Genomic DNA, 20987 nt, shown 5'->3' on the forward strand with positions numbered 1-20987 from the left:
GTCTACCCACAATTCAGTCGCCAAGGTTATCGCTAACCGGGCCTTGAGCGCACCAGCCGCAAGCAAAGGGCTGGCCTATTTTTTCAATACGTTGCACAGGGTCCAGTACCCAGGCCCGGGACTGCCAGGGTGGCTGGTGGCGCAGGTGCTGGGTATGGCCGCAGGACAGCTCGGCCACCCAGTGCCCGTCCTCATCCTGATGCAAACCAGTGACCGTCGGTCTGTTCGAGCAGGCCCGTTTGTCCGGGTTCCGTTCGCTTTCGGGCAAATCCTTGTTTAGACTTGTCCGTTCTTCATTCTTATGCAAAAGGTCTCGCCCCATGCTGATCGCCGCCAATAAGGCTGTCTCCATCGACTATACCCTGACCAACGACGCTGGTGAGGTCATCGACAGCTCTGCCGGCGGCGCTCCGCTGGTCTACCTGCATGGCGCAGGCAACATCATCCCGGGCTTGGAAAAAGCCCTGGAAGGTAAAGCGGTCGGTGACGACCTGAACGTTGCCGTCGAGCCGGAAGACGCTTACGGTGAATACTCCGCCGAACTGGTCAGCACCCTGAGCCGCAGCATGTTCGAAGGCGTGGATGAGCTGGAAGTGGGCATGCAGTTCCACGCCTCGGCACCCGATGGCCAGATGCAGATCGTCACCATCCGCGACCTGGAAGGCGATGACGTCACCGTTGACGGCAACCACCCGTTGGCTGGCCAGCGCCTGAACTTCAAGGTCAAGATCGTCGACATCCGTGACGCCAGCCAGGAAGAGATCGCCCATGGTCACGTCCATGGCGAAGGTGGTCATCACCACTGATTTGTGCGCTACGCTCAAGTTGACTGGAGAGGCGCCCTATGGCGCCTTTTTAGTCGCTTGCTGTTAGCATCACCCATGGCTGTTTTCGAAAAGATCCGCAAACCTGGAGTTCGTCATGAGTGCTTTCCACGACCTTAAACTCAAAGCCCTGGATGGTCAGGAGCTTGCTCTGGCGCCGTTCAAGGGGCAAGTCGTGCTGGTGGTCAACGTCGCCTCCAAATGTGGCCTGACGCCTCAGTACGCGGCGCTGGAAAATCTTTACCAGCAATACAAGGACAAGGGGTTCAGCGTGCTGGGCCTGCCCTGCAATCAGTTCGCCGGGCAAGAGCCGGGGACCGAGCAGGAAATCCAGGAATTCTGCAGCCTCAACTACGGCGTGACGTTCCCGCTGTCCAGCAAGCTGGACGTGAACGGTCATGATCGTCACCAGTTGTACCGTCTGCTGGCGGGCGAGGGGGCCGAGTTTCCCGGGGACATTACCTGGAACTTCGAAAAATTCCTGCTCGGCAAGGACGGCCGGGTGCTGGCGCGCTTCTCGCCGCGTACGGCACCGGATGATCCCACGGTGATCCAGGCGATCGAAAAAGCACTGAGCTGATTCCCAAGGGCATTGCAGCCATGATGATGTCCCCCTGTGGCGAGGGAGCTTGCTCCCGCTGGGCTGCGCCCGTAGGAGCTGTCGAGTGCAACGAGGCTGCGATCTTTCCCCAATCACTTGAGTCTCAAGCGAAAATCAAAAGATCGCAGCCTTCGGCAGCTCCTACCAACCGGGCGGGAGCAAGCTCCCTCGCCACAGGGTTCTGGTCGAGCCCCCTCAGCGCTTCCTTCTGATCCTTAATCATTCAAATCAATAGTGCTACCCAGCGCTCCCCATGCTCCATATTATCGTCGTCATATCCGATCTGTGACTTCGTCCCGTGGAGTGCCCCATGCCTGCAAAAGCCCTGTTCAAACCCTTCCACCTCGGCGCGTTCGAATTGCCAACCCGGGTGGTGATGGCGCCGATGACCCGTTCCTTTTCGCCGGGCGGCGTGCCGAATGCCAAGGTGGTCGAGTACTACCGTCGCCGCGCGGCGGCCGGGGTCGGCCTGATCATCACCGAGGGCACGACGGTCGGGCACAAGGCCTCCAACGGTTATCCGAATGTGCCGCATTTCTACGGTGACGCCGCGCTGGCCGGTTGGAAGCAGGTGGTCGATGCGGTGCATGCCGAAGGCGGCAAGATCGTTCCACAGTTGTGGCACGTGGGCAGTGTGCGACGCATCGGCACCGAGCCGGATGCCAGCGTGCCCGGCTATGGTCCGAGCGAAAAACTCAAGGACGGCCAGGTGGTGGTCCACGGCATGACCCAGGCCGATATCGACGAGGTTATCGCTGCGTTTGCCCAGGCGGCGAAAGACGCCCAGAGCATCGGCATGGACGGGGTGGAAATCCACGGTGCCCACGGCTACCTGGTGGACCAGTTCTTCTGGGAAGGCAGCAACCAGCGCACTGACGGTTATGGCGGCAGCCTGGCCAACCGCTCGCGCTTCGCGATCGAATTGATCCGGGCCGTGCGGGCGGCAGTGGGCGAGGGTTTCCCGATCATTTTCCGCTTCTCCCAATGGAAGCAGCAGGATTACACCGCGCGCCTGGTGCAGACCCCCGAAGCCTTGGGCGAATTCCTCAAGCCGTTGTCCGAGGCGGGCGTGGACATTTTCCATTGCTCGACACGGCGTTTCTGGGAGCCGGAGTTCGAAGGCTCCGAGCTGAACCTGGCCGGCTGGACCCGCAAGCTCACCGGCAAGCCCACCATCACCGTCGGCAGCGTCGGCCTGGATGGCGAGTTCCTGCAGTTCATGGTCAACACCGACAAAGTCGCGCAACCGGCCAGCCTGGAAAAGCTGCTGGAGCGCTTGAACAACGATGAGTTCGACCTGGTGGCGGTGGGGCGTGCGCTGCTGGTGGATCCGGACTGGGCGCAAAAAGTCCGTGAAGGGCGGGAGCAGGAGATCTTGCCGTTCAGTCGCGAAGCCTTGATGACCTTGGTTTAAGCGGCGCCTTGTAGGGCCTCATCGCGGGCAAGCCTTGCTCCCACAGAGTTGTCAGTCGTGTGGGAGCAAGGCTTGCCCGCGATGCTTTTCAGCGTTGCGACACGGCCTGAGGCAGCGACGATTCGACCTGACAAACCCCTCGCAGCTGCGCTTCAAATTGCTCGATCACCGCCGCCCAACCCTGGCGACTGGCATGCTGGCGAGCATTGAGCCGCACACAACGCAAGGTCTCGCGCTCCTCCAGCAGCCAACGGGCGGCATCGCAGAACGCCTCTTCATCCCCTGGCATCGCCAGCACGCCGTTATAGCCGTGGCGAATGTGTTGCGCAGCCGCGGCCTGATCGTAGGCCACCACACCCAGCCCGGACGCCAGCGCCTCCAACACCACGTTGCCGAAGGTTTCGGTCAGGCTCGGAAAGACAAACACATCCCCGGACGCATAGTGGCTGGCCAGCGCCTCGCCGCGTTGCGAGCCGCAAAAGATCGCCTCGGGCAATTCCTGCTCCAGCTCGGATCGTTGCGGGCCGTCGCCGACTATCACCAGCTTCATCCGTCGCCCCGCAAAAGCGCTGCACAGCGTCTCGAAACTGCGCTTGAGCAGCCCCAGGTTTTTTTCCGGTGCCAGGCGTCCGACATGGAGCACGGCGATGTCGTCGTCGCCCAGGCCCCACGCTTCGCGCAGGCTCGACGAGCGCTTGACCGGATGGAACAGTTGGCTGTCCACGCCGCGGGACAACAACGCCACGCGCTCGAAATGCCGTCGTTCCAGTTCCAGGCGCTGGCTGAGACTGGGCACCAGGGTCAGGCTGGAGCGGTTGTGAAACCAGCGCAGGTAATGGGTGAGCACGCGACTCAACAGCCCGAGGCCGTACTGTTGGGTGTATTGCTGGAAATTGGTGTGGAAACCACTGACCACCGAAATACCCAGGCGTCGTGCCGCCCGCAGTGCCGACAAACCCAGCGGCCCTTCCGTGGCGATGTAGAGCACGTCCGGACGATGACGTTTCCAGCGCCTGAGCAGCTTGTGCATCGACGCCTGGCCCCACTGCAAGCCCGGATAGCCTGGTAACGGCCAGCCCCGGCACAGCAGCAACTGCTCGTCACTGGCTTGGCGTAAGTCGTCGGCTTGGCGAGGCCGTATCAACTCGACCTGATGCCCGCGGGCGCGCAAGCCGTCGTACAGGCGGCCCAAGGTATTGGCCACGCCATTGATTTCCGGCGGGAAGGTTTCGGTGATCAGGGTAATGTGCAGGGGTGTGGTCATGACCCCAGTGTCGACCGGGGCCATTTCGTCATTGTGACGCCAGGATGATGGATTTGTGACGGCTCAGCCCTGACGGGCCAGGGCGGTCTCGGCGCCTTGCTCGCGCACCCAGAACAAGGTCGCCCCGGCCACCGCCGCTGGCATCATCAGGATGTTCACCACCGGGATCAGCAGCACCAGGTACACGCTGCCGCCAAAACCCAGGCTCTGCCAACGCTTTTCCCGCAGCCAGGCGAGCATTTCGTTCCAGCCCAGCTTGTGGTTGTCCGCCGGGTAGTCGATGTACTGGATCGCCATCATCCACACGCCGAACAGCAGCCACAGCGGTGCCGCCACCAGATTGACCACGGGGATGAACGACAGCACGAACAACCCCAGGGCGCGGGGCAGGAAATAGCCGAGTTTGCGCGCTTCACGACCGAGGGTCCGGGGGATCATGGCAATCAATTCGGCCCAGCTGAAGGCCGGGAAGTCGTCGGTGCCACGGATGACCACTTCGACTTTTTCCGCGAGAAAACCGTTGAACGGCGCGGCGATGATGTTGGCGAGCATGGTGAAGGTAAAGAACACCATCAGCACGACGAGCACCACGAACAGTGGCCAGAGCACATAGCTGAGGAAACTCAGCCACTCTGGCAGCGACGGCATCAGCGTATCGACCCACAGGCTGAACTGATGGCCGGCCAGGTAGATCAATCCGACGAACAGCACCAGGTTGATCGCCAGGGGCAAGAGTACGAACAGGCGCAGGCCCGGGCTCAGGACCAGCTTGAGGCCTTCTCGCAAATATTGCGGGCCGGACAGGACGGGGGCGGGCATAGGTGACTCCGAGCGAAGGTGAACGCGCCGACCTTACCGGCTTTGCCCAGCGCGGGAAAGCGGCGACATGGCGTGTAACAACGTTTCTTGAGGCGAGGGCGCCTATTAAAAGGGCCGCTGGGAATAGAGCTCACCTATGAGCTGGATTGTTAAACCGTATTTCCTTAATCTTCGCTCCCTCGATACGCTGCACCCATTCTTTTGCAGGACTGTCGAACCCAAGCCTTCCCCAAGTGCGTCAACGGTCCTTTTTTATTCACGCCGCTCACCCGGCGTTCCGGCCCGCAAGGTCCGGTCAACAGGAGCAGGTCATGTCTGAAGTGCGTCATTCGCGAGTGATTATCCTTGGTTCCGGCCCTGCCGGTTACAGCGCTGCGGTCTATGCGGCCCGTGCCAACCTCAAGCCGCTGCTGATCACCGGCATGCAGGCCGGCGGTCAATTGACCACCACCACCGAAGTCGACAACTGGCCGGGTGACGTCCACGGCCTGACCGGCCCGGCCTTGATGGAGCGCATGAAGGAACACGCCGAGCGCTTCGAGACCGAGATCGTTTTCGACCACATCAACGCCGTGGATTTCGCCGCCAAGCCGTACACCCTGACCGGCGACAGCGCGACCTACACCTGCGATGCCCTGATCATCGCCACCGGCGCCAGCGCTCGTTACCTGGGCCTGCCGTCGGAAGAAGCCTTCATGGGCAAAGGTGTGTCGGCTTGCGCCACCTGCGACGGTTTCTTCTACCGCAACAAGCCAGTGGCTGTGGTCGGTGGCGGCAACACCGCGGTCGAGGAAGCGCTCTACCTGGCCAACATCGCCAGCACGGTCACCCTGATCCACCGTCGCGAAACCTTCCGCGCCGAGAAGATCCTGATCGACAAGCTCAATGCCCGCGTCGCCGAAGGCAAGATCATCCTCAAGCTCAACGCGACCCTGGACGAAGTGCTGGGCGACAACATGGGTGTGACCGGTGCCCGCCTGAAGAACAACGACGGCAGCTTTGACGAGATCAAGGTCGACGGCGTCTTCATCGCCATCGGCCATACGCCGAACACCTCGCTGTTCGAAGGCCAGCTGGAACTCAAGGACGGCTACCTGGTGGTCAAGGGCGGCCGCGACGGCAACGCCACCGCCACCAGCGTCGAAGGGATCTTCGCGGCCGGCGACGTGGCCGACCACGTCTACCGCCAGGCGATCACCTCGGCCGGTGCCGGTTGCATGGCAGCCCTGGACACCGAGCGTTACCTGGATGGCCTGCAGAACGCTTCGTTCTGATCCATCGGGCATAAAAAAACCGGCTTCGGCCGGTTTTTTAATACCCGAATACCTGGCGGTGAACCCTTGTGGGAGCGAGCTTGCTCGCGATGGCGGTGTATCACTCAACATCGATGTCGGCAGACTTGACGCTATCGCGAGCAAGCTCGCTCCCACAGGGTTTTTGTGTGCTCAGAAGCACTGCATTCAGGCCAGCTTCGCCAGGCACGCCTCCAGGATATCCAAGCCCTCTTCCAGCACTGCCGGCTCGGTCGTCAATGGCGCCAGCAGCCGCACGATGTGTCGCGACTTGCCACTGGGCATCAGCAACAAGCCCGATTCCCGCGCCAGGGCCAGCAGTTGCGTCAATTGTGCCGACGCCGGGGTGCCGTCGGCCTGGCTCAGCTCGATGCCGCGCATGGCGCCGATGCCGGTCAGGCGGCCCAGGTAAGGGCTTAGCCCGCGGCTGCGCCAGGATTCGTAGCGACTGACGATCGCCTCTTGCTGTTGCACGCCCCAGGCGTGCAGGTTGGCGTCGGTCATTTCGTCCAGGGTCGCCAGTGCGGCGGCGCAGGCGATGGGGTTACCCGAGTAGGTGCCGCCCAGGCCACCCTTGGGCAGGTTGTCCAGCAGCGCCTTGCGTCCCACCACCGCACCGAGGGGCACGCCGCCGGCAATGCTTTTGCCCAACAGGATCAGGTCTGGTTCGATGCCCAATCGGGAGAAGGCAAAGCGCTGGCCGGTGCGGCCGAAGCCGGACTGGATCTCATCGATAATCAGCACAATGCCCTTGTCGTCACAGAACTGCCGCAGGGCCTGGGCGAAGGGCACGTCCATCGCCAGGAAGCCGGCTTCGCCCTGCACCGGTTCGACAATGAAACAGGCCACGTCATTCACATCGATCTCGACGCTGAACAGCCGCTCCATGGCTTTCAAGGCCTCTGCGCAGGTGACGCCGTTGTCCTGGCTGGGGTACGGCAGGTGATACACCGGCCCGGGCAGGACACCGACTTTCTGTTTGTAAGGCGCGACCTTGCCGTTGAGGTTGAGGGTCGCCAGGGTGCGGCCGTGAAAGGCACCGTCAAACGCGATCACGGCGGTACGGCCCGTGGCGCCTCGCACGATCTTCAAGGCGTTCTCCGCCGCCTCGGCGCCGCTGTTGGTGAGCATGCCGCTGACCGGGTAATCCACCGGGACAAACGCCGCCAGGCGTTCCATCAATTCGATATAGGGAGCGTGAGGGGCGGCGTTGAATGCGTAGTGAGTCAGCCGCGTAGCCTGTTCGCGGATCGCCTCGACAATGCGCGGATGACAATGGCCGAGGTTCAGCACACCAATGCCCCCGACAAAGTCGATGTAGCGTTTGCCGTCGGTGTCCCAGACCTCGGCATTCCTGCCGTGGCTGAGGCTGACGGGATGCACGATGGAGATCGATTGGCTGATGGTTTCGCTGCTCATGGATGACGGCCCGGACGAAGGAGAAATTTCCGTTATCTAAGCCGCGAGCAGAGGAGCCCGGCAAACGAAATAAAGTTGCCGGGTCAATCTTAAAAGTCGGGATGTGGTGAGGCGCCGCTTACTTGGAATGAGCTTGTGGCGAGGGAGCTTGCTCCCGCTGGGGCGCGAAGCGGCCCCGAAACCTGGCGAGCTGGTGTGCCAGGCAAATTGAGTTTGACTGCTTGGGTCTGCTGCGCAGCCCAGCGGGAGCAAGCTCCCTCGCCACAAAAGCGGATCTCACACGGCTAGGATCGATCAGCGCCGTTGCAGCGGCTGCTCGTCGAACTTCACACCTGCCAGCCCATGCACCATCAGCGCGCGAATATTGCCATGATCACTGCCTTCGGGCGTGGCCAGTACCGAACGGTAATGTTCGCCGAATGCCAGCAGCGCTTCTTCATCGCTCAAGCCTTCGAGCAGTGCCAGGCCCAGGGTCTTGCACGAACCTTCGTTCTGCCCGGCGGCGTTTTGCACGCCGCCGTTATTGAAGGCCTGGGGCTGGTAGTCGTAACCGGCGGCGATAAAGGCCAGGGTGTCGGCGAAGGCATGTTCGCCGCTCTTGAGGCGGGTACGCAGGGTATTGAGGTCAGGCATCGGGTTTTCCTTTGGCGAACGCCGCCTGTTGTTCGGCGCTGGCTTCTTTCTGGTATTGGGCTTTCCATTCGGCGTACGGCATGCCGTAGACCACTTCGCGGGCGTCGTCGAGGCTGACCTCGACCTGGCGCTCATCGGCGGCGGCCTTGTACCACTTGGACAGGCAGTTGCGGCAGAAGCCGGCGAGGTTCATCAGGTCGATGTTCTGCACATCCTTGCGGCTGTCCAGGTGGGCAACCAGCCGACGGAAAGCGGCGGCTTCGAGTTCGAGGCGTTGTTGGTCGTTCATGGGGATCTCTGCGAGACAGCTTCAAGCGGCGCGCTTCAAGCTGCAAGTTTGGATTACGGTGGTCAGGCTCGAAGCTTACAGCCTGAAGCCTGTAGCGGCTATGAAGCAGCCCGGCTTGCTGCGAGCGTAATCGACACTGATTCGGCGAATCGCAAGGCGTGGGGCTTGTCGACTTCGACTTCGGCGTACAGCACCGACTCGTTGGCCATGACCAGGTCGAGCAATTCCTGGGTCAGGCGTTCGAGCAGGGCGAAGCGGTTGCCTTCCACGTGGGCAATGATCGCCTTGGTGATGGTGCGGTAGTTCAGCGCGTGGTCGATGTCGTTGTCGCGCACCGCCTCCTGGGCGGCATAGAGGATGGTCAGGTTGATCAACACATCCTGCTTGTTGAGGATTTCATCCTCGTTGATGCCGATGAAGGTGCGCAGGCGCAGGTCCTTGACCTTGATGCGTGCCATGGCTGGCTGAAGTTGTGGCATTTACTTGCTCCGTCGAATCAATTGCAGGAACTCCTGGCGCGTGGTGCTGGAATCGCGAAAGGCGCCGAGCATCACCGAGGTGTTCATGGTCGAGTTCTGTTTTTCGACACCGCGCATCATCATGCACATGTGCTGGGCCTCGATCACCACCGCCACGCCAGCGGCCTGGGTGACCTGCTGCACCGCGTCGGCGATTTGCCGGGTCAGGTTCTCCTGGATCTGCAGGCGGCGGGCGAACATGTCGACCAGCCGGGCGACCTTCGACAGCCCCAGGACCTTGCCGGTAGGAATATAAGCCACATGGGCCTTGCCGATGAAGGGCAACAGGTGATGTTCGCACAGGGAATAGAGTTCGATGTCGGCGACGATCACCATTTCATCGTTGTCAGAGGCGAACAGCGCGCCGTTGACGATCTGCTCGACGCTTTGTTCATAGCCGTGGCAAAGGTACTGCATGGCCTTGGCGGCACGCACCGGGGTGTCGAGCAAACCTTCGCGCTCGGGGTTTTCCCCCAGGCCGATGAGGATCTCGCGGTAGTTCTGGGGCAGGGATAGCGTCATGGTGCATCCTCGAAACAAGGCTATTTGACGTGCCGCCCGCCGTTGACGGTCAGGGTCGTGCCGGTGACATAAGGGTTGTCCAGCAGATAACGCAGGCTCTGGTAGATCACTTCGCTGCCGGGTTCGATACCCAGTGCGGACTTGGCCAGTGCCTTGGCGCGGTAAGCCGCGTCGTCTTCGGGGTTGAACAGTAGCAGGGCCGGGGCGATGCCGTTGACCTTGATCGCCGGGGCGAACTTGGCCGCGAACGACAGGGTCAGGCTTTCCAGGCCGGCCTTGGTGGCGCAATAGGCGATATGTCGGGCGCTGCCCTTGCGGGTCACGTCATCGCTGATGTGCACGATATCCGCCGGCGTTGAACGCAGCAGCAACTCGGCGCAATGCAGGTTGATCAGGTAAGGCGCAAGCATGTGTACGCCGAACATGGCGTTGAAGGCCGCCGCTTCGCTGCCCGGGCCTTCGGCCAGCCAGGCCGAGGCGTTGTGCACGATGGCCCGCAGCCGGTCGGTGTGTTGCTTGAGTTGTTCGATAAAGGCCAGGATCCCCGTTTCGCTGGAGAAGTCGGCGAACAGCACCACTGCCCCCAGGTCCCGCAACGTTTGCACGCCGGGGCGCTCGGTGCGATAGGTCGCGATCACCGGATGCCCGTCCTCCAGCAAGCGCCGGGCGCAATGCAGGCCGACGCGCTGGGCTGCACCAGTGATCAGGATCGGAGCGGTGGCGCTGGACATGGGACGGCTCGGTTCACGGCAAGAGCAAAACTATAACAGCGACGCGGGGCGCGTCCTATGTACAAAGATCAATCCGGTCGCGACCAGTTGCCCACTGTGGGCGCGAGCTTGCTCGCGATGACGGCCTGACCTTCAATATCCTCATTGACTGTCACACCGCTATCGCGAGCAGGCTCGCTCCCACAGGAGGACTATCGAGGCAGGTGGCCTCAATGATTCTGCGTAGCCGGCAATGCCCGCTGCGGCGCGCCGTTGAGCCAGTTCGCCAGCAGATGGGTCGACATCGGGATAAACAGGTAGACCATCAGCGGTGTCAGGATGACGGTGCTGATGAGCACGCGGCTCAACAGGCCTAGTTCGCCCAGCAGCGGTCCCAACAGGAAATTGAACAACAGCGACACGGGAAAGAACGCCAGCCAGATGGCCACGGCCTGTTTCCAACGTGGCGGACGCTGGCCGACCGTGCCGAACCAGCCATCGATGCCACGCACCCGATGTTCGGAGGGATGGGCAAACAGATCGCTGCCCCGTCCCAGCCAGGCCGTGCGCGAGGCGGAGTGTTCCCAGGCGTGCAGTGTCTGCTCGTCGGCAAAACGGAAAATGATCTGGAATTCATCGTCCTGGGGCGGAGGCGCAAGCACGCCGGACCCCAGGTAACCAGGGAAATCGGTGGCCAATTGTTCGCCTTCGCGCAACCAGGCAATCAGATCCTGATAACGTCCATTGGCGACGCGGCGGGCCACCATCAAAGTGACGGGTGAGGTCGACATTATGTATCTCCGTAACACAGGCGCAGTGCTCCGGGTAGGAGGTTTGCGGGGGACGCCCCGGGGTGGTGGGTAGCGTCTGGTCGTCAAAAAACAGGCAAGGATTATTCCCGATTGTGCGTAAAACAACAAAATCGCACACCTGAATACGTTTGCCCTTGTCATGACATGTCTTGGAGGAGGAAGATAGGATCCAATTGCCAGCCGGAATTGTCTGCCAAAATGAGCGTAATCACAGAGGATAGCTTTATTTTCCAGGCATCAGCCTTGAAAAGGGAAGATCTGTTTCCCATTCGCGAAGTCGCCCGCATGACCGGCGTGAACCCCGTGACCCTACGCGCATGGGAGCGGCGCTACGGTTTGATCCAGCCTACTCGCACCGAAAGTGGGCATCGCCTGTACTCGTTGAGCGATATCGAAAAGGTTCGCAGCATCCTGGCATGGATCGAGCGCGGCGTGGCAGTCAGCAAAGTGGGCAAGATCCTGGCCAAGACCGAGGCGGTGCAACCGGTGTCCACGCTGCTTTCATCCGACCTGGTCAAGGCTGATCACGCCCGGTGGCAACAACAGGTGGCGGACGCGGTTGGCAACTTTGACGATGTGGAACTGGATCGCGTCTACGGCCAGGTCTTTTCCACCTACACCGTGCCGGTCGTATTCCAGGACATCCTGATGCCGCTTTGGCGACAAATGCTGTATCGCCAGCCAGAGTTCGGGCAAATCAGTGAATGGGTGTTTTTCGACGGGTTCCTGCGTTCGCGCATCATCCAACGGCTGTTGTTCAAGCGCGAAGGTCATTCGCCGCGGGTCCTGGTCTGTGCCCTGGCCGGCCAGTGCCGTGAGCTGGAGTTGCTGGTCGCGGCACTGTTCCTGTCCAGCGCGGACGTGGGCGTCAGGGCGCTGTCGATCGGCCTGCCATTCAACGAACTGACCTTGGTGTGCCAGAAGATCCAGCCGCTGGCCTTGGTGCTGGTTTCCAATCATGCGCCGGTCCCGGACTTGTCCAAGCGCCTGGGCAAATTGGCGATGAGCCTGGATTGTCCGTTGATGCTGGCCGGTGAAGCATCTGACCTGGCGCAGGAAAGCCTGGCTGGCTCGTCGATCGGTTGCCTGGGTAACGAAGGCACAGTGATGCGCCAGCGCCTGCGTCAATTTCTGGCAGGCAACCTCGACACCTAGAGATGCATGGAGGGATGGGTCAGGCGATGTTGCTGCAGGATGTACTGGCGCAGGCGCTCAGTCTCGTCCTGGTCATTCTGGTTCAGGTGGTAGGCCAGCAAACCTCGATCGGTTTCCCGTTCGAAGGCACCACGCAACGAAATTCTTTCGTAGCCTGAGGGGCTGAACCACAAGGCAAACTGCTTCGGTGGCTTGGTCCGGCTGCGGTTCTCCAGCAATACACCCTTGCAGGACACTTCGTGGACCCAGAGCGGTCCCGGCTGGCCCTTGATATTTTCCAGCGCCACCGGCTCGTCGAGCGTCAGGCGCCACGGGCGTATCTTCGGTCCGTCTTCGTAGATGCTGGGCACCCCCAGGCGCAGGTGCATCGCATGGAATTCGTCTTCCACCAGGTGCAACGGAAACGTCATTTGCTGATTTTCGAAATTGGCTTGCAGGGTGACCTGCTCATTCGCCGCCAGGCGCGTCAACAGATCACGGATCTGCGACCCACCGTTGACCAGCAAGCTCGACGTGACATCCCGCTCGTTCAACTGCGGGTTGTGTTGCATGGTCCGGATGAAATCCAGTTCATCCTGCGTCAGAAGGGCATCGCGCTGCATGGTCGGCTCGAAAGGATAATTTACATTTTCACTGGTGATTGTAGTGACTGACCGTTAATTCGGGGTTTTGTTTGCACCGTTCGTCGCCTCAAGCCGGGCAATCGTTTCCCGGGCTTCGGCCAGCTCCTTTTCCAGCTGGGCGACGCGTTGTTGAGCCTTGACCTGGGTCGTGACGTCTTTTTGCACACCGACGAAATAGGTGTACCCGTCAGCCTGGTTTTTTACCGTGGACAATGACAGCTCATTCCAGAACGGCGTGCCGTCCTTGCGGTAGTTGCGCAGCACCTCTCGACAGGCACCGCCCTCTCGCAAGGCCTGGCGAATCGGCTCCAAGGCCGATTGGTCCCGATCACCCGACTGCAGGAACCGGCAATCCTGGTAAAGGATTTCGTCGCGGTGATAGCCGGTCAAGCGTTCGAAGGCCGGGTTCACATAGATCAGGATATTGTCTTCGCCTTCTTTTTCAGCGATGACAATCCCGTCGTTGGAAGCATTGATGACCAATTGCATCAGTTGAGCGTTGATCATTTGAAAGATCCCTTTTGAACATCCCTGTTGAATCAGCATTTTAGAAGAAATCGAAGGGCTGTCCACTGGCCATTACTGCCGTTGAGAGCCATTCGCAGCCTTGTGGGTGCAACTGTTACTATCCCGGCTCTTTTTTCAGGATCAGGATCAGATTGATGAAAGTCGCCATTCTTTCCGGCTCAGTGTATGGCACCGCCGAAGAAGTCGCCCGGCACGCCGCCAAACTGCTGCGCGACGCGGGCTTCGATGCCTGGCACGACCCTCGTGCGACCCTGGCGGATGTCCAGGCATTCGCGCCAGAAGCTTTGCTGGCGGTGACGTCTACGACCGGCATGGGCGAGCTGCCAGACAGTCTGATGCCGTTGTATTCGACCATCCGCGACCAATTGCCAGGGTTCTTTCGCGGCTTGCCCGGCGCGGTGATTGGCCTGGGCGATGCCAGTTACGGGGATACCTTCTGCGCCGGCGGCGAGCAGATGTGCGAACTGTTCGCCGAACTGGGCGTTCGCGAGCTGCTGCCGATGCTGCGTCTGGATGCCAGCGAAAGCGTCACGCCGGAAACTGACGCCGAGCCGTGGCTGGCTGAGTTGATCGACACGTTGCGGTCTTGAAGCGGATGCGCTGACTCGTTTGGCCAGTAAGCTGGCTGCCAATGCAACTACCGCCTCTGAAAGACCTGACTAGACTGACTTTCTTGAGTACGACGTTTTGATGACAAAACTCCTATAACAAGAAACCAGAGGCCATAGCCGTGAGCGTAGCGCCCGTCCAAACGACACTCAGTATCAAGGAACAGGTCAGTGCGGCCGAATGGCAAACCCGGGTGGACCTTGCCGCCTGTTATCGACTTGTCGCGCTACATGGCTGGGATGACCTGATCTTCACCCATATCTCTGCGAAGGTCCCCGGCACCGAGGATTTCTTGATCAACCCGTTCGGGCTGATGTTCCATGAAATCACCGCCTCGAGCCTGGTCAAGGTTGACCAGACCGGCAACAAGTTGATGGACAGCCCCTACGAGATCAACCCGGCTGGCTACACCATCCACAGCGCGGTGCATGAGGTGCGCCATGACGTGGCTTGTGTGCTGCACACCCACACCGCCGCCGGTGTCGCGGTGTCGGCGCAGAAGCAAGGCGTGTTGCCGATCAGCCAGCAAGCGTTGTTCGTGCTGTCGAGCCTGGCCTATCACGCTTACGAAGGGGTGGCCTTGAATCACGAAGAAAAGGCGCGCCTGCAGGCCGATCTGGGCGACAGCAATTTCCTGATGCTGCACAACCATGGCTTGCTGACATGCGGCGGAACCATCGCCGACACCTTCCTGATGATGTTCACCTTTCAACGGGCCTGTGACATCCAGGTCCTGGCCCAGAACGGCGGGGCCGAATTGATTGCCATCGAACCGCAGATTCTGGCCGGCGCCCGGGCGATGATCGCCGGGGTGACCAAAAGCGCCCAAGGCATGGGCGGCGCCTTGGCCTGGCCGGCGTTGCTGCGCAAGCTTGATCAACAAGACACCGGGTATAGAAGCTGATGCCCCTGGCCCAGATTCCCCTGCGTATTTGGCGCCAGCGCGGCCAGACTTTCCTGTTCCGTGGCCACGCCATCCGTTACTGGGTGGCGGGCCAGGGTGAGCCGCTGCTGTTGATCCATGGTTTTCCCACCGCCAGTTGGGATTGGCATTACCTGTGGCAACCCTTGGCGCAACGCTACCGGGTGATCGCGTGCGACATGCTCGGTTTCGGCGATTCCGCCAAACCGATGGATCACGCTTACAGCCTGCTGGAGCAAGCCGATCTGCAGCAAGCCTTGCTGGCGCACTTGAATGTGAAGGGCGCGGTGCATGTGCTGGCCCACGATTACGGTGACAGCGTGGCCCAGGAACTGCTCGCCCGGCATTACGAAGCACGCATCCACCTTGAGAGTTGTGTCTTTCTCAATGGCGGCCTGTTCCCCGAAACACACCGGCCGGTATGGGCTCAGAAACTCTTGTTGAGCCCCCTGGGCTGGCTGCTGGGGCGGATGTTCTCCCGGGAAAGCCTGGCCAGCAACTTTCGGCAGATTTTCGGCCCCGGGACCGGCCCTACCGAAAGCGAGCTGGATGACTTCTGGAGCCTCGTGGAGGCTCATCACGGTCCGCGGATCATGCACAAACTCATCGGCTATATTCCCGAACGCCGTGTGCAGCGTGATCGCTGGGTGCTGGCGATGCAGCGCGGCGAAGTGCCGTTGCGGGTGATCGACGGTGCGGTCGATCCGATTTCCGGTGAACACATGGTGGCGCGCTACGAGGCCCTGATCCCAAACCCGGACACGGTGTTGCTGCCCGACATCGGGCATTACCCGCACACCGAGGCACCGGTGCAGGTGCTCAAGCATTACCTGGCGTTTCGCGAAACCATCGTCGCGCCGCACAGACAAATGGCCTGTTCCTGACGACATCTCTTCTGACTGAAAGACCGCTATCGCGAGCAAGCTCGCTCCCACAGTGGGTCGATTGTAAATACGGAATTTGTGAACAACAAAATCCCTTGTGGGAGCGAGCTTGCTCGCGATAGCGGTCCCCTGGCCAGCAGGAAAATCGAATGCGCTGCCGTCGCTTGGGCCTGCATCATCCCCCCGCCTTATCGGCCACCATTCACTGGCAGTCGTGTTGATTGTGACCGGCCGAGAGGTGCCGGACACTCGTGGTCATTGTCCTGTCCGCCTGCTGGAGTTCTGCCATGAGTGAGTCTGTGCGCTTCGAAGATAAAGTCGTGATCGTCACGGGAGCCGGCGGAGGCCTGGGACGCGCCCATGCGTTGCTGTTCGCCAGACAAGGCGCGAAAGTGCTTGTCAACGATCTTGGCGGCTCGGCGCAAGGGGAAGGGGCCAATGCCTCGGCAGCGGATCGGGTGGTCGCCGAAATCCGCGAGGCGGGCGGCATCGCCGAGGCCAACCACGACTCGGTCACCGATGGCGACAAGCTGGTACAAAACGCGCTCGATGCGTTCGGTCGCGTCGACGTGGTGGTCAACAATGCCGGGATCCTGCGGGACAAGACGTTCCACAAAATGGACGACGCCGATTGGGACCTGGTCTACCGCGTCCACGTCGAGGGTGCCTACAAGGTGACCCGGGCCGCATGGCCGCACCTGCGTGAGCAAAACTACGGGCGGGTGATCTTCACCGCGTCCACCTCGGGCATCTACGGCAACTTCGGCCAATCCAACTACGGCATGGCCAAGCTCGGCCTTTATGGCCTGACGCGGACCCTGGCCATCGAAGGCCGCAAGAACAACATCCTGGTCAATGCCATCGCCCCCACTGGCGGCACCCGCATGACCGAAGGCCTGATCCCGCCGCAGGTGTTCGAACAACTCAAGCCCGAACTCGTCAGCCCGCTGGTGGTGTACCTGGCCAGTGAGACCTGCCAGGAAACCTCCGGCTTGTTCGAAGTGGGCGGCGGCTGGATGGGCAAGGTGCGCTGGGAGCGCAGCCTGGGTGCGGGCTTCGACCCGCGCAAAGGCTTTTCGCCCGAAGACGTCGCCGCCCATTGGCAGCAGATCTGCGACTTCGAGGATGCGGTACACCCGAACGACAACCTGGAAGCCTTGAAAGAAATGATGGCGAATCTGCAACGCCACGCTATCTAAACCTCACCGCCCGTGCCGCTTGCCGCCAGGCGCGGCAAGCGTGCTGATGGACAATTCTTTGTTCACCCGGGCCGCCAGGTTCGCGGTGGTCTCGATAGGGCCCTATCTCACACGGCTCAACATCCAGGCAAAGCGCGCGCCGGGGATTTCCTACAGCAACGTAGGAAACAAGAAGTTTTAACTCGGAAATCACCGCACATAAAAAAGGCCGCTGCAAAAAGCAGCGGCCTAAGCGTGACGTTGCAAAGGAGCTACAAACCAACGTCGATAAACACGGGATGATGGACCGATACACCAATCCATCCGAATGACGGTGCGCCAGGCTGGAGGGAAAGCCATGGCGACTTGCGCTTGCAGGCCCGTTGCCCTGCAAGCCCGGCCAGCATAGGGAACGAGCCCGACGGGAAACAGCCCGGATCCGGACATGCACCGTTGCAGGGCGCGTAACAGTCGCAGGCGGGGCAGGAATATGCGTGGCGCTGATGGCCCATCATCCAGTCCGTCCATGGGGCGCGCAAACGCCCGTCCCGCAGGGGCTGTAATCCTTTTGAGGTACAGCGCGAATACCTCCTTGGTGCGCTTATCGCCCATGGCGTGCGGCAGTAGGGTGAAGCCTCTGTCACTCACCGGGGAAGACGCATGACAACAATAACAATGCGCGCCATCTTCAAGCCGCAGGCGCTGGCCGTCGCGGTGGCCTTGGGTTGCTCTGCCCAGGCGCAGGCCGTTTCATTCAACATTGGCGAGATCGAGGGTCAGTTCGATTCGTCGCTGTCCGTGGGCGCGAGCTGGGGCATGCGCGATGCCGACAAAGACCTGGTCGGCACGGTCAACGGCGGGCGAGGCCAATCCTCCACCGGTGATGACGGACGGCTGAATTTCAAGAAAGGCGAGACCTTTTCCAAAATCTTCAAGGGCCTGCACGACCTCGAGCTCAAGTACGGCGATACCGGTGTGTTCGTGCGTGGCAAGTACTGGTATGACTTCGAGCTCAAGGATGAGGGCCGCGAGTTCAAGGACATCAGCGACAGCAATCGCAAGGAAGGCGCCAAGTCCTCGGGGGCACAGATTCTCGATGCCTTCGTCTATCACAACTATTCCATCGCCGATTTGCCAGGCACCGTGCGCGCCGGCAAGCAGGTGGTCAGCTGGGGGGAAAGCACCTTCATCGGCAACTCCATCAACAGCATCAACCCGGTGGACGTGTCCGCGTTCCGTCGCCCCGGTGCGGAGATCAAGGAAGGCCTGATCCCGGTGAACATGCTGTTCGCCTCCCAGGGCCTGACCGACAAGCTCACCATCGAAGGTTTCTACCAGTTGGAGTGGGATCAGACCGTGGTGGATAACTGCGGCACGTTCTTCGGCAATGACGTGGTGGCCGATGGTTGCACCAGTGGTTACACCGTGGGCAGTCCGGCGATTGCGCCGTTCGTGCCCTTGACCCAGGCATTCGGCCAGGAGATCCAGGTGTCCAGCGAAGGGGTGATCATTCCCCGTGGCGGCGACCGCGACGCTCGCGACTCCGGCCAGTGGGGCACGGCGTTGCGCTGGCTCGGCGATGACACCGAGTATGGCCTGTACTTCATGAATTACCACAGCCGTACGCCTACCGTCGGGACCACCACGGCGGGGCTGTCGACGCTGGCGGCGTTGCCGGGAATGGTCGCGATCGCCAACGGCCTGGCCCCTGGCAGCGGTGCGGGTCTGGCGCAAAGCGTGATGCTGGGCCGTGGTGGGTACTACCTTGAATACCCGGAAGACATCCGCCTGTACGGCGCCAGTTTCTCCACGACGTTGCCCACCGGCACCGCCTGGACCGGGGAAGTCAGCTACCGTCCCAACGCGCCGGTGCAGGTCAATACCAACGACCTGACCCTGGCCCTGGTCAACCCGATTGCCGGTGGCGCGGCATCGCCCATCGCGACCGCACCGGGAGCCGACAACACCGGTTACCGGCGCAAGGAAGTGACCCAGGTCCAGAGCACCCTGACGCACTTCTTCGATCAGGTGCTGGGGGCTGATCGCCTGACCCTGGTCGGTGAGGCTGCGGTGGTGCATGTCGGTGGCCTGGAGTCCAAGGACAAGCTGCGTTATGGCCGTGACTCGGTCTATGGCCAATACGGCTTCCAGGGCGACACCGATGGTTTCGTCACCTCGACGTCCTGGGGCTACCGCGCCCGGGCGATTCTCGATTACTCCAACGTGATCGGCGGAGTGAACTTCAAGCCCAATGTGTCCTGGTCCCACGACGTGGCCGGCTATGGCCCCAACGGTCTGTTCAACGAAGGCGCCAAGGCCATCAGCGTTGGTGTCGATGCCGATTACCGCAACACCTACACCGCCAGCTTGAGCTACACCGACTTTTTTGGCGGCGATTACAACGTTCTCGAAGACCGCGATTTCCTCGCGCTGAGCTTCGGCGTGAACTTCTGATCTGGCTGACAAGGAAAACCCAATGCGCAAGATGATCCTGCAATGCGGTGCCCTGGCCTTGAGCCTGCTGGCCGCGAACGTGATGGCGGCGGTTTCGCCGGAGGAAGCGAACAAACTGGGCACCAGCCTCACGCCGTTGGGCGCGGAAAAAGCCGGCAATGCCGATGGCTCGATCCCGGCCTGGACCGGTGGCATCGCGAAAAACGCCGGGGCGGTGGACAGCAAGGGCTTTTTGGCCGACCCGTTCGCCAATGAAAAACCGTTGTTCACCATCACTGCCGCGACCGTGGACAAGTACAAGGACAAGCTCTCCGAAGGGCAGGTGGCGATGTTCAAACGCTACCCGGAGACCTACAAGATCCCGGTCTACCCGACCCATCGAAGTGTCGCGTTGCCGCCGGAAATCTACGAGTCGGCCAAGCGCAGCGCCCTCAACGTGACGTCCATCAACGACGGTAACGGCTTGTCCAACTTCACCGGCAACCGTTACTACGCCTTCCCGATTCCCAAGAACGGCGTGGAAGTCATATGGAACCACATCACCCGTTATCACGGCGGCAACCTGCGACGCATCATTACCCAGGCTACGCCACAGACCAATGGCGGCTTCACGCCGATCCGCTTCGAAGAAGAAATCGCCGTGCCGTTCCTGATCAAGGATGCCGACCCGGAAAAGGCCAGTAACGTACTGACCTATTTCAAGCAGGAGGTCACCGCCCCGGCACGCCTGGCCGGTAACGTGCTGCTGGTGCATGAAACCCTCGACCAAGTGAAGGAACCTCGCCTGGCCTGGATCTACAACGCCGGCCAACGCCGTGTGCGTCGTGCCCCGCAAGTGGCCTACGACGGCCCGGGCACCGCCGCCGACGGGTTGCGCACCTCCGACAACTTCGACCTGTTTTCCGGCGCGCCGGACCGCTACGACTGGAAGCTGATCGGCAAGAAGGAAATGTACATCCCGTACAACAGCTACAAGCTTGATTCGCCCAGCCTCAAGTACGATGACGTGATCAAGGCCGGTCATATCAACCAGGACCTGACCCGCTATGAACTGCACCGGGTCTGGGAAGTGGTCGGGACGGTCAAGCCCAGCGAGCGGCATATCTACGCCAAACGCCACATGTACTTCGACGAAGACAGCTGGCAGGCGGCGCTGGTGGACCACTACGACGGTCGCGGTCAACTGTGGCGGGTGGCCGAAGGTCATGCCCAGTTCTACTACGACCATCAGAACCCGGGCTACACCCTGGAGGCGCTCTACGACATCATCGCCGGCCGCTACATCGCGCTGGGGATGAAGAACGAAGAGAAACACAGCTACGAGTACGGCTTCGAAGCCCGGGCAGCCGACTACACGCCGGCGGCGCTGCGTTCGACCGGGGTTCGGTAAGGTCTGACTGTTGGAAAGAGAACGGTAGCGAGTGGATTTATCAGTGGGAGCAAGGCTTGCCCGCGATGGCCGCACCGCAGTCTGAAAGCTGAACCGCGTTATCGTTCATCGCGGGCAAGCCTTGCTC

At 61.1% G+C, this 20987-nt stretch carries 23 protein-coding genes; 11 read left to right on the top strand and 12 right to left on the bottom strand.

Annotation, left to right across the window (positions count from 1 at the left end; genetic code table 11):
* Positions 1–13 precede the first annotated feature (13 nt).
* Entirely contained in the window at positions 14–352 is a 339-nt protein-coding gene (locus tag AO356_RS16705; RefSeq protein WP_060740683.1) for a DUF3565 domain-containing protein, read from the bottom strand.
* Between AO356_RS16705 and AO356_RS16710 the strand changes: the two genes are divergently transcribed.
* The 3 genes from AO356_RS16710 to AO356_RS16720 all read left to right on the top strand — a co-directional run bounded on the left by AO356_RS16710 (position 321) and on the right by AO356_RS16720 (position 2839).
* The gene (locus AO356_RS16710; RefSeq protein ID WP_060740684.1) at positions 321–806 is read left to right on the top strand and encodes an FKBP-type peptidyl-prolyl cis-trans isomerase; all 486 of its coding nucleotides are present in this window, start codon (positions 321–323) and stop codon (positions 804–806) included. The genes AO356_RS16705 and AO356_RS16710 overlap by 32 nt on opposite strands.
* 115 nt (positions 807–921) lie before the next feature.
* Positions 922–1404 (top strand): glutathione peroxidase, encoded by a 483-nt coding sequence (locus AO356_RS16715; protein WP_060740685.1) that lies wholly within the window; start codon positions 922–924, stop codon positions 1402–1404.
* Positions 1405–1735: 331 nt separating this feature from the next.
* Positions 1736–2839, top strand: a complete 1104-nt coding sequence (locus AO356_RS16720) for an NADH:flavin oxidoreductase (protein WP_060740686.1) — start codon at positions 1736–1738, stop codon at positions 2837–2839.
* Positions 2840–2927: 88 nt separating this feature from the next.
* On the opposite strand, the gene AO356_RS16725 is transcribed toward AO356_RS16720, so the two are convergent.
* Positions 2928–4127, bottom strand: a complete 1200-nt coding sequence (locus AO356_RS16725) for a glycosyltransferase family 4 protein (protein ID WP_060740687.1) — start codon at positions 4125–4127, stop codon at positions 2928–2930.
* 39 nt (positions 4128–4166) lie between these two features.
* Positions 4167–4922 (bottom strand): sulfate transporter CysZ, encoded by a 756-nt coding sequence (cysZ, locus tag AO356_RS16730; RefSeq protein ID WP_053125122.1) that lies wholly within the window; start codon positions 4920–4922, stop codon positions 4167–4169.
* Positions 4923–5233: 311 nt separating this feature from the next.
* On the opposite strand from cysZ, the gene trxB reads away from it, so the two are divergent.
* Positions 5234–6196 (top strand): thioredoxin-disulfide reductase, encoded by a 963-nt coding sequence (gene trxB / locus AO356_RS16735; protein ID WP_003205459.1) that lies wholly within the window; start codon positions 5234–5236, stop codon positions 6194–6196.
* A 186-nt stretch (positions 6197–6382) separates the two neighbouring features.
* Here the strand turns inward: trxB and AO356_RS16740 are convergent, their stop codons facing one another.
* The 7 genes from AO356_RS16740 to AO356_RS16770 form a co-directional block, all read right to left on the bottom strand.
* The gene (locus AO356_RS16740; protein ID WP_060740688.1) at positions 6383–7633 is read right to left on the bottom strand and encodes an aspartate aminotransferase family protein; all 1251 of its coding nucleotides are present in this window, start codon (positions 7631–7633) and stop codon (positions 6383–6385) included.
* Positions 7634–7927: 294 nt separating this feature from the next.
* The gene (locus AO356_RS16745) at positions 7928–8266 is read right to left on the bottom strand and encodes a HopJ type III effector protein (RefSeq protein ID WP_060740689.1); all 339 of its coding nucleotides are present in this window, start codon (positions 8264–8266) and stop codon (positions 7928–7930) included.
* Positions 8259–8555: a DUF1244 domain-containing protein gene (locus tag AO356_RS16750; protein ID WP_003205454.1), complete on the bottom strand. Its 297-nt coding sequence runs from the start codon at positions 8553–8555 to the stop codon at positions 8259–8261. Before AO356_RS16750 ends, AO356_RS16745 begins: the two co-directional genes overlap by 8 nt.
* A 98-nt stretch (positions 8556–8653) precedes the next feature.
* Positions 8654–9034 carry a dihydroneopterin triphosphate 2'-epimerase gene (gene folX / locus AO356_RS16755; RefSeq protein ID WP_014340149.1) on the bottom strand — a complete coding sequence of 127 codons (381 nt, stop codon included), beginning with the start codon at positions 9032–9034 and terminating at the stop codon, positions 8654–8656.
* Positions 9035–9595: a GTP cyclohydrolase I FolE gene (folE, locus tag AO356_RS16760; RefSeq protein WP_060740690.1), complete on the bottom strand. Its 561-nt coding sequence runs from the start codon at positions 9593–9595 to the stop codon at positions 9035–9037.
* Positions 9596–9615: 20 nt separating this feature from the next.
* Positions 9616–10326 (bottom strand): dihydromonapterin reductase, encoded by a 711-nt coding sequence (folM, locus tag AO356_RS16765; protein WP_060740691.1) that lies wholly within the window; start codon positions 10324–10326, stop codon positions 9616–9618.
* A 209-nt stretch (positions 10327–10535) separates the two neighbouring features.
* A complete protein-coding gene (locus AO356_RS16770; protein ID WP_060740692.1) occupies positions 10536–11096 on the bottom strand; it encodes an antibiotic biosynthesis monooxygenase in 561 nt (186 codons plus the stop codon).
* 219 nt (positions 11097–11315) lie between these two features.
* Between AO356_RS16770 and AO356_RS16775 the strand changes: the two genes are divergently transcribed.
* Positions 11316–12272, top strand: a complete 957-nt coding sequence (locus AO356_RS16775; RefSeq protein ID WP_060740693.1) for a MerR family transcriptional regulator — start codon at positions 11316–11318, stop codon at positions 12270–12272.
* Here the strand turns inward: AO356_RS16775 and AO356_RS16780 are convergent.
* Together AO356_RS16780 and AO356_RS16785 are read right to left on the bottom strand one after the other, a co-directional pair.
* The gene (locus AO356_RS16780) at positions 12269–12874 is read right to left on the bottom strand and encodes a hypothetical protein (protein WP_060740694.1); all 606 of its coding nucleotides are present in this window, start codon (positions 12872–12874) and stop codon (positions 12269–12271) included. The genes AO356_RS16775 and AO356_RS16780 overlap by 4 nt on opposite strands.
* Positions 12875–12928: 54 nt before the next feature.
* Complete coding sequence (locus AO356_RS16785) at positions 12929–13402, bottom strand: PAS domain-containing protein (protein ID WP_060740695.1); 474 nt, start codon at positions 13400–13402, stop codon at positions 12929–12931.
* Positions 13403–13557: 155 nt separating this feature from the next.
* Here AO356_RS16785 and AO356_RS16790 point away from each other — a divergent pair, with 155 nt between their 5' ends.
* The 6 genes from AO356_RS16790 to AO356_RS16815 all read left to right on the top strand — a co-directional run bounded on the left by AO356_RS16790 (position 13558) and on the right by AO356_RS16815 (position 20860).
* Positions 13558–14013, top strand: a complete 456-nt coding sequence (locus AO356_RS16790) for a flavodoxin (RefSeq protein WP_060740696.1) — start codon at positions 13558–13560, stop codon at positions 14011–14013.
* 140 nt (positions 14014–14153) lie between these two features.
* A complete protein-coding gene (locus AO356_RS16795) occupies positions 14154–14936 on the top strand; it encodes a class II aldolase/adducin family protein (RefSeq protein WP_060740697.1) in 783 nt (260 codons plus the stop codon).
* Complete coding sequence (locus AO356_RS16800) at positions 14936–15838, top strand: alpha/beta fold hydrolase (protein ID WP_060740698.1); 903 nt, start codon at positions 14936–14938, stop codon at positions 15836–15838. The genes AO356_RS16795 and AO356_RS16800 overlap by 1 nt, the downstream gene beginning before the upstream one ends.
* A 287-nt stretch (positions 15839–16125) precedes the next feature.
* Entirely contained in the window at positions 16126–17037 is a 912-nt protein-coding gene (locus AO356_RS16805; protein ID WP_060740699.1) for an SDR family oxidoreductase, read from the top strand.
* A gap of 639 nt (positions 17038–17676) precedes the next feature.
* Entirely contained in the window at positions 17677–19470 is a 1794-nt protein-coding gene (locus AO356_RS16810) for a DUF1302 domain-containing protein (protein ID WP_060740700.1), read from the top strand.
* Between the two features lie 22 nt (positions 19471–19492).
* Entirely contained in the window at positions 19493–20860 is a 1368-nt protein-coding gene (locus AO356_RS16815; protein ID WP_060740701.1) for a DUF1329 domain-containing protein, read from the top strand.
* Positions 20861–20987 lie beyond the last annotated feature (127 nt).

Origin of the sequence: Pseudomonas fluorescens (assembly GCF_001307275.1) — a bacterium.
GTDB lineage: Bacteria > Pseudomonadota > Gammaproteobacteria > Pseudomonadales > Pseudomonadaceae > Aquipseudomonas > Aquipseudomonas fluorescens_AA.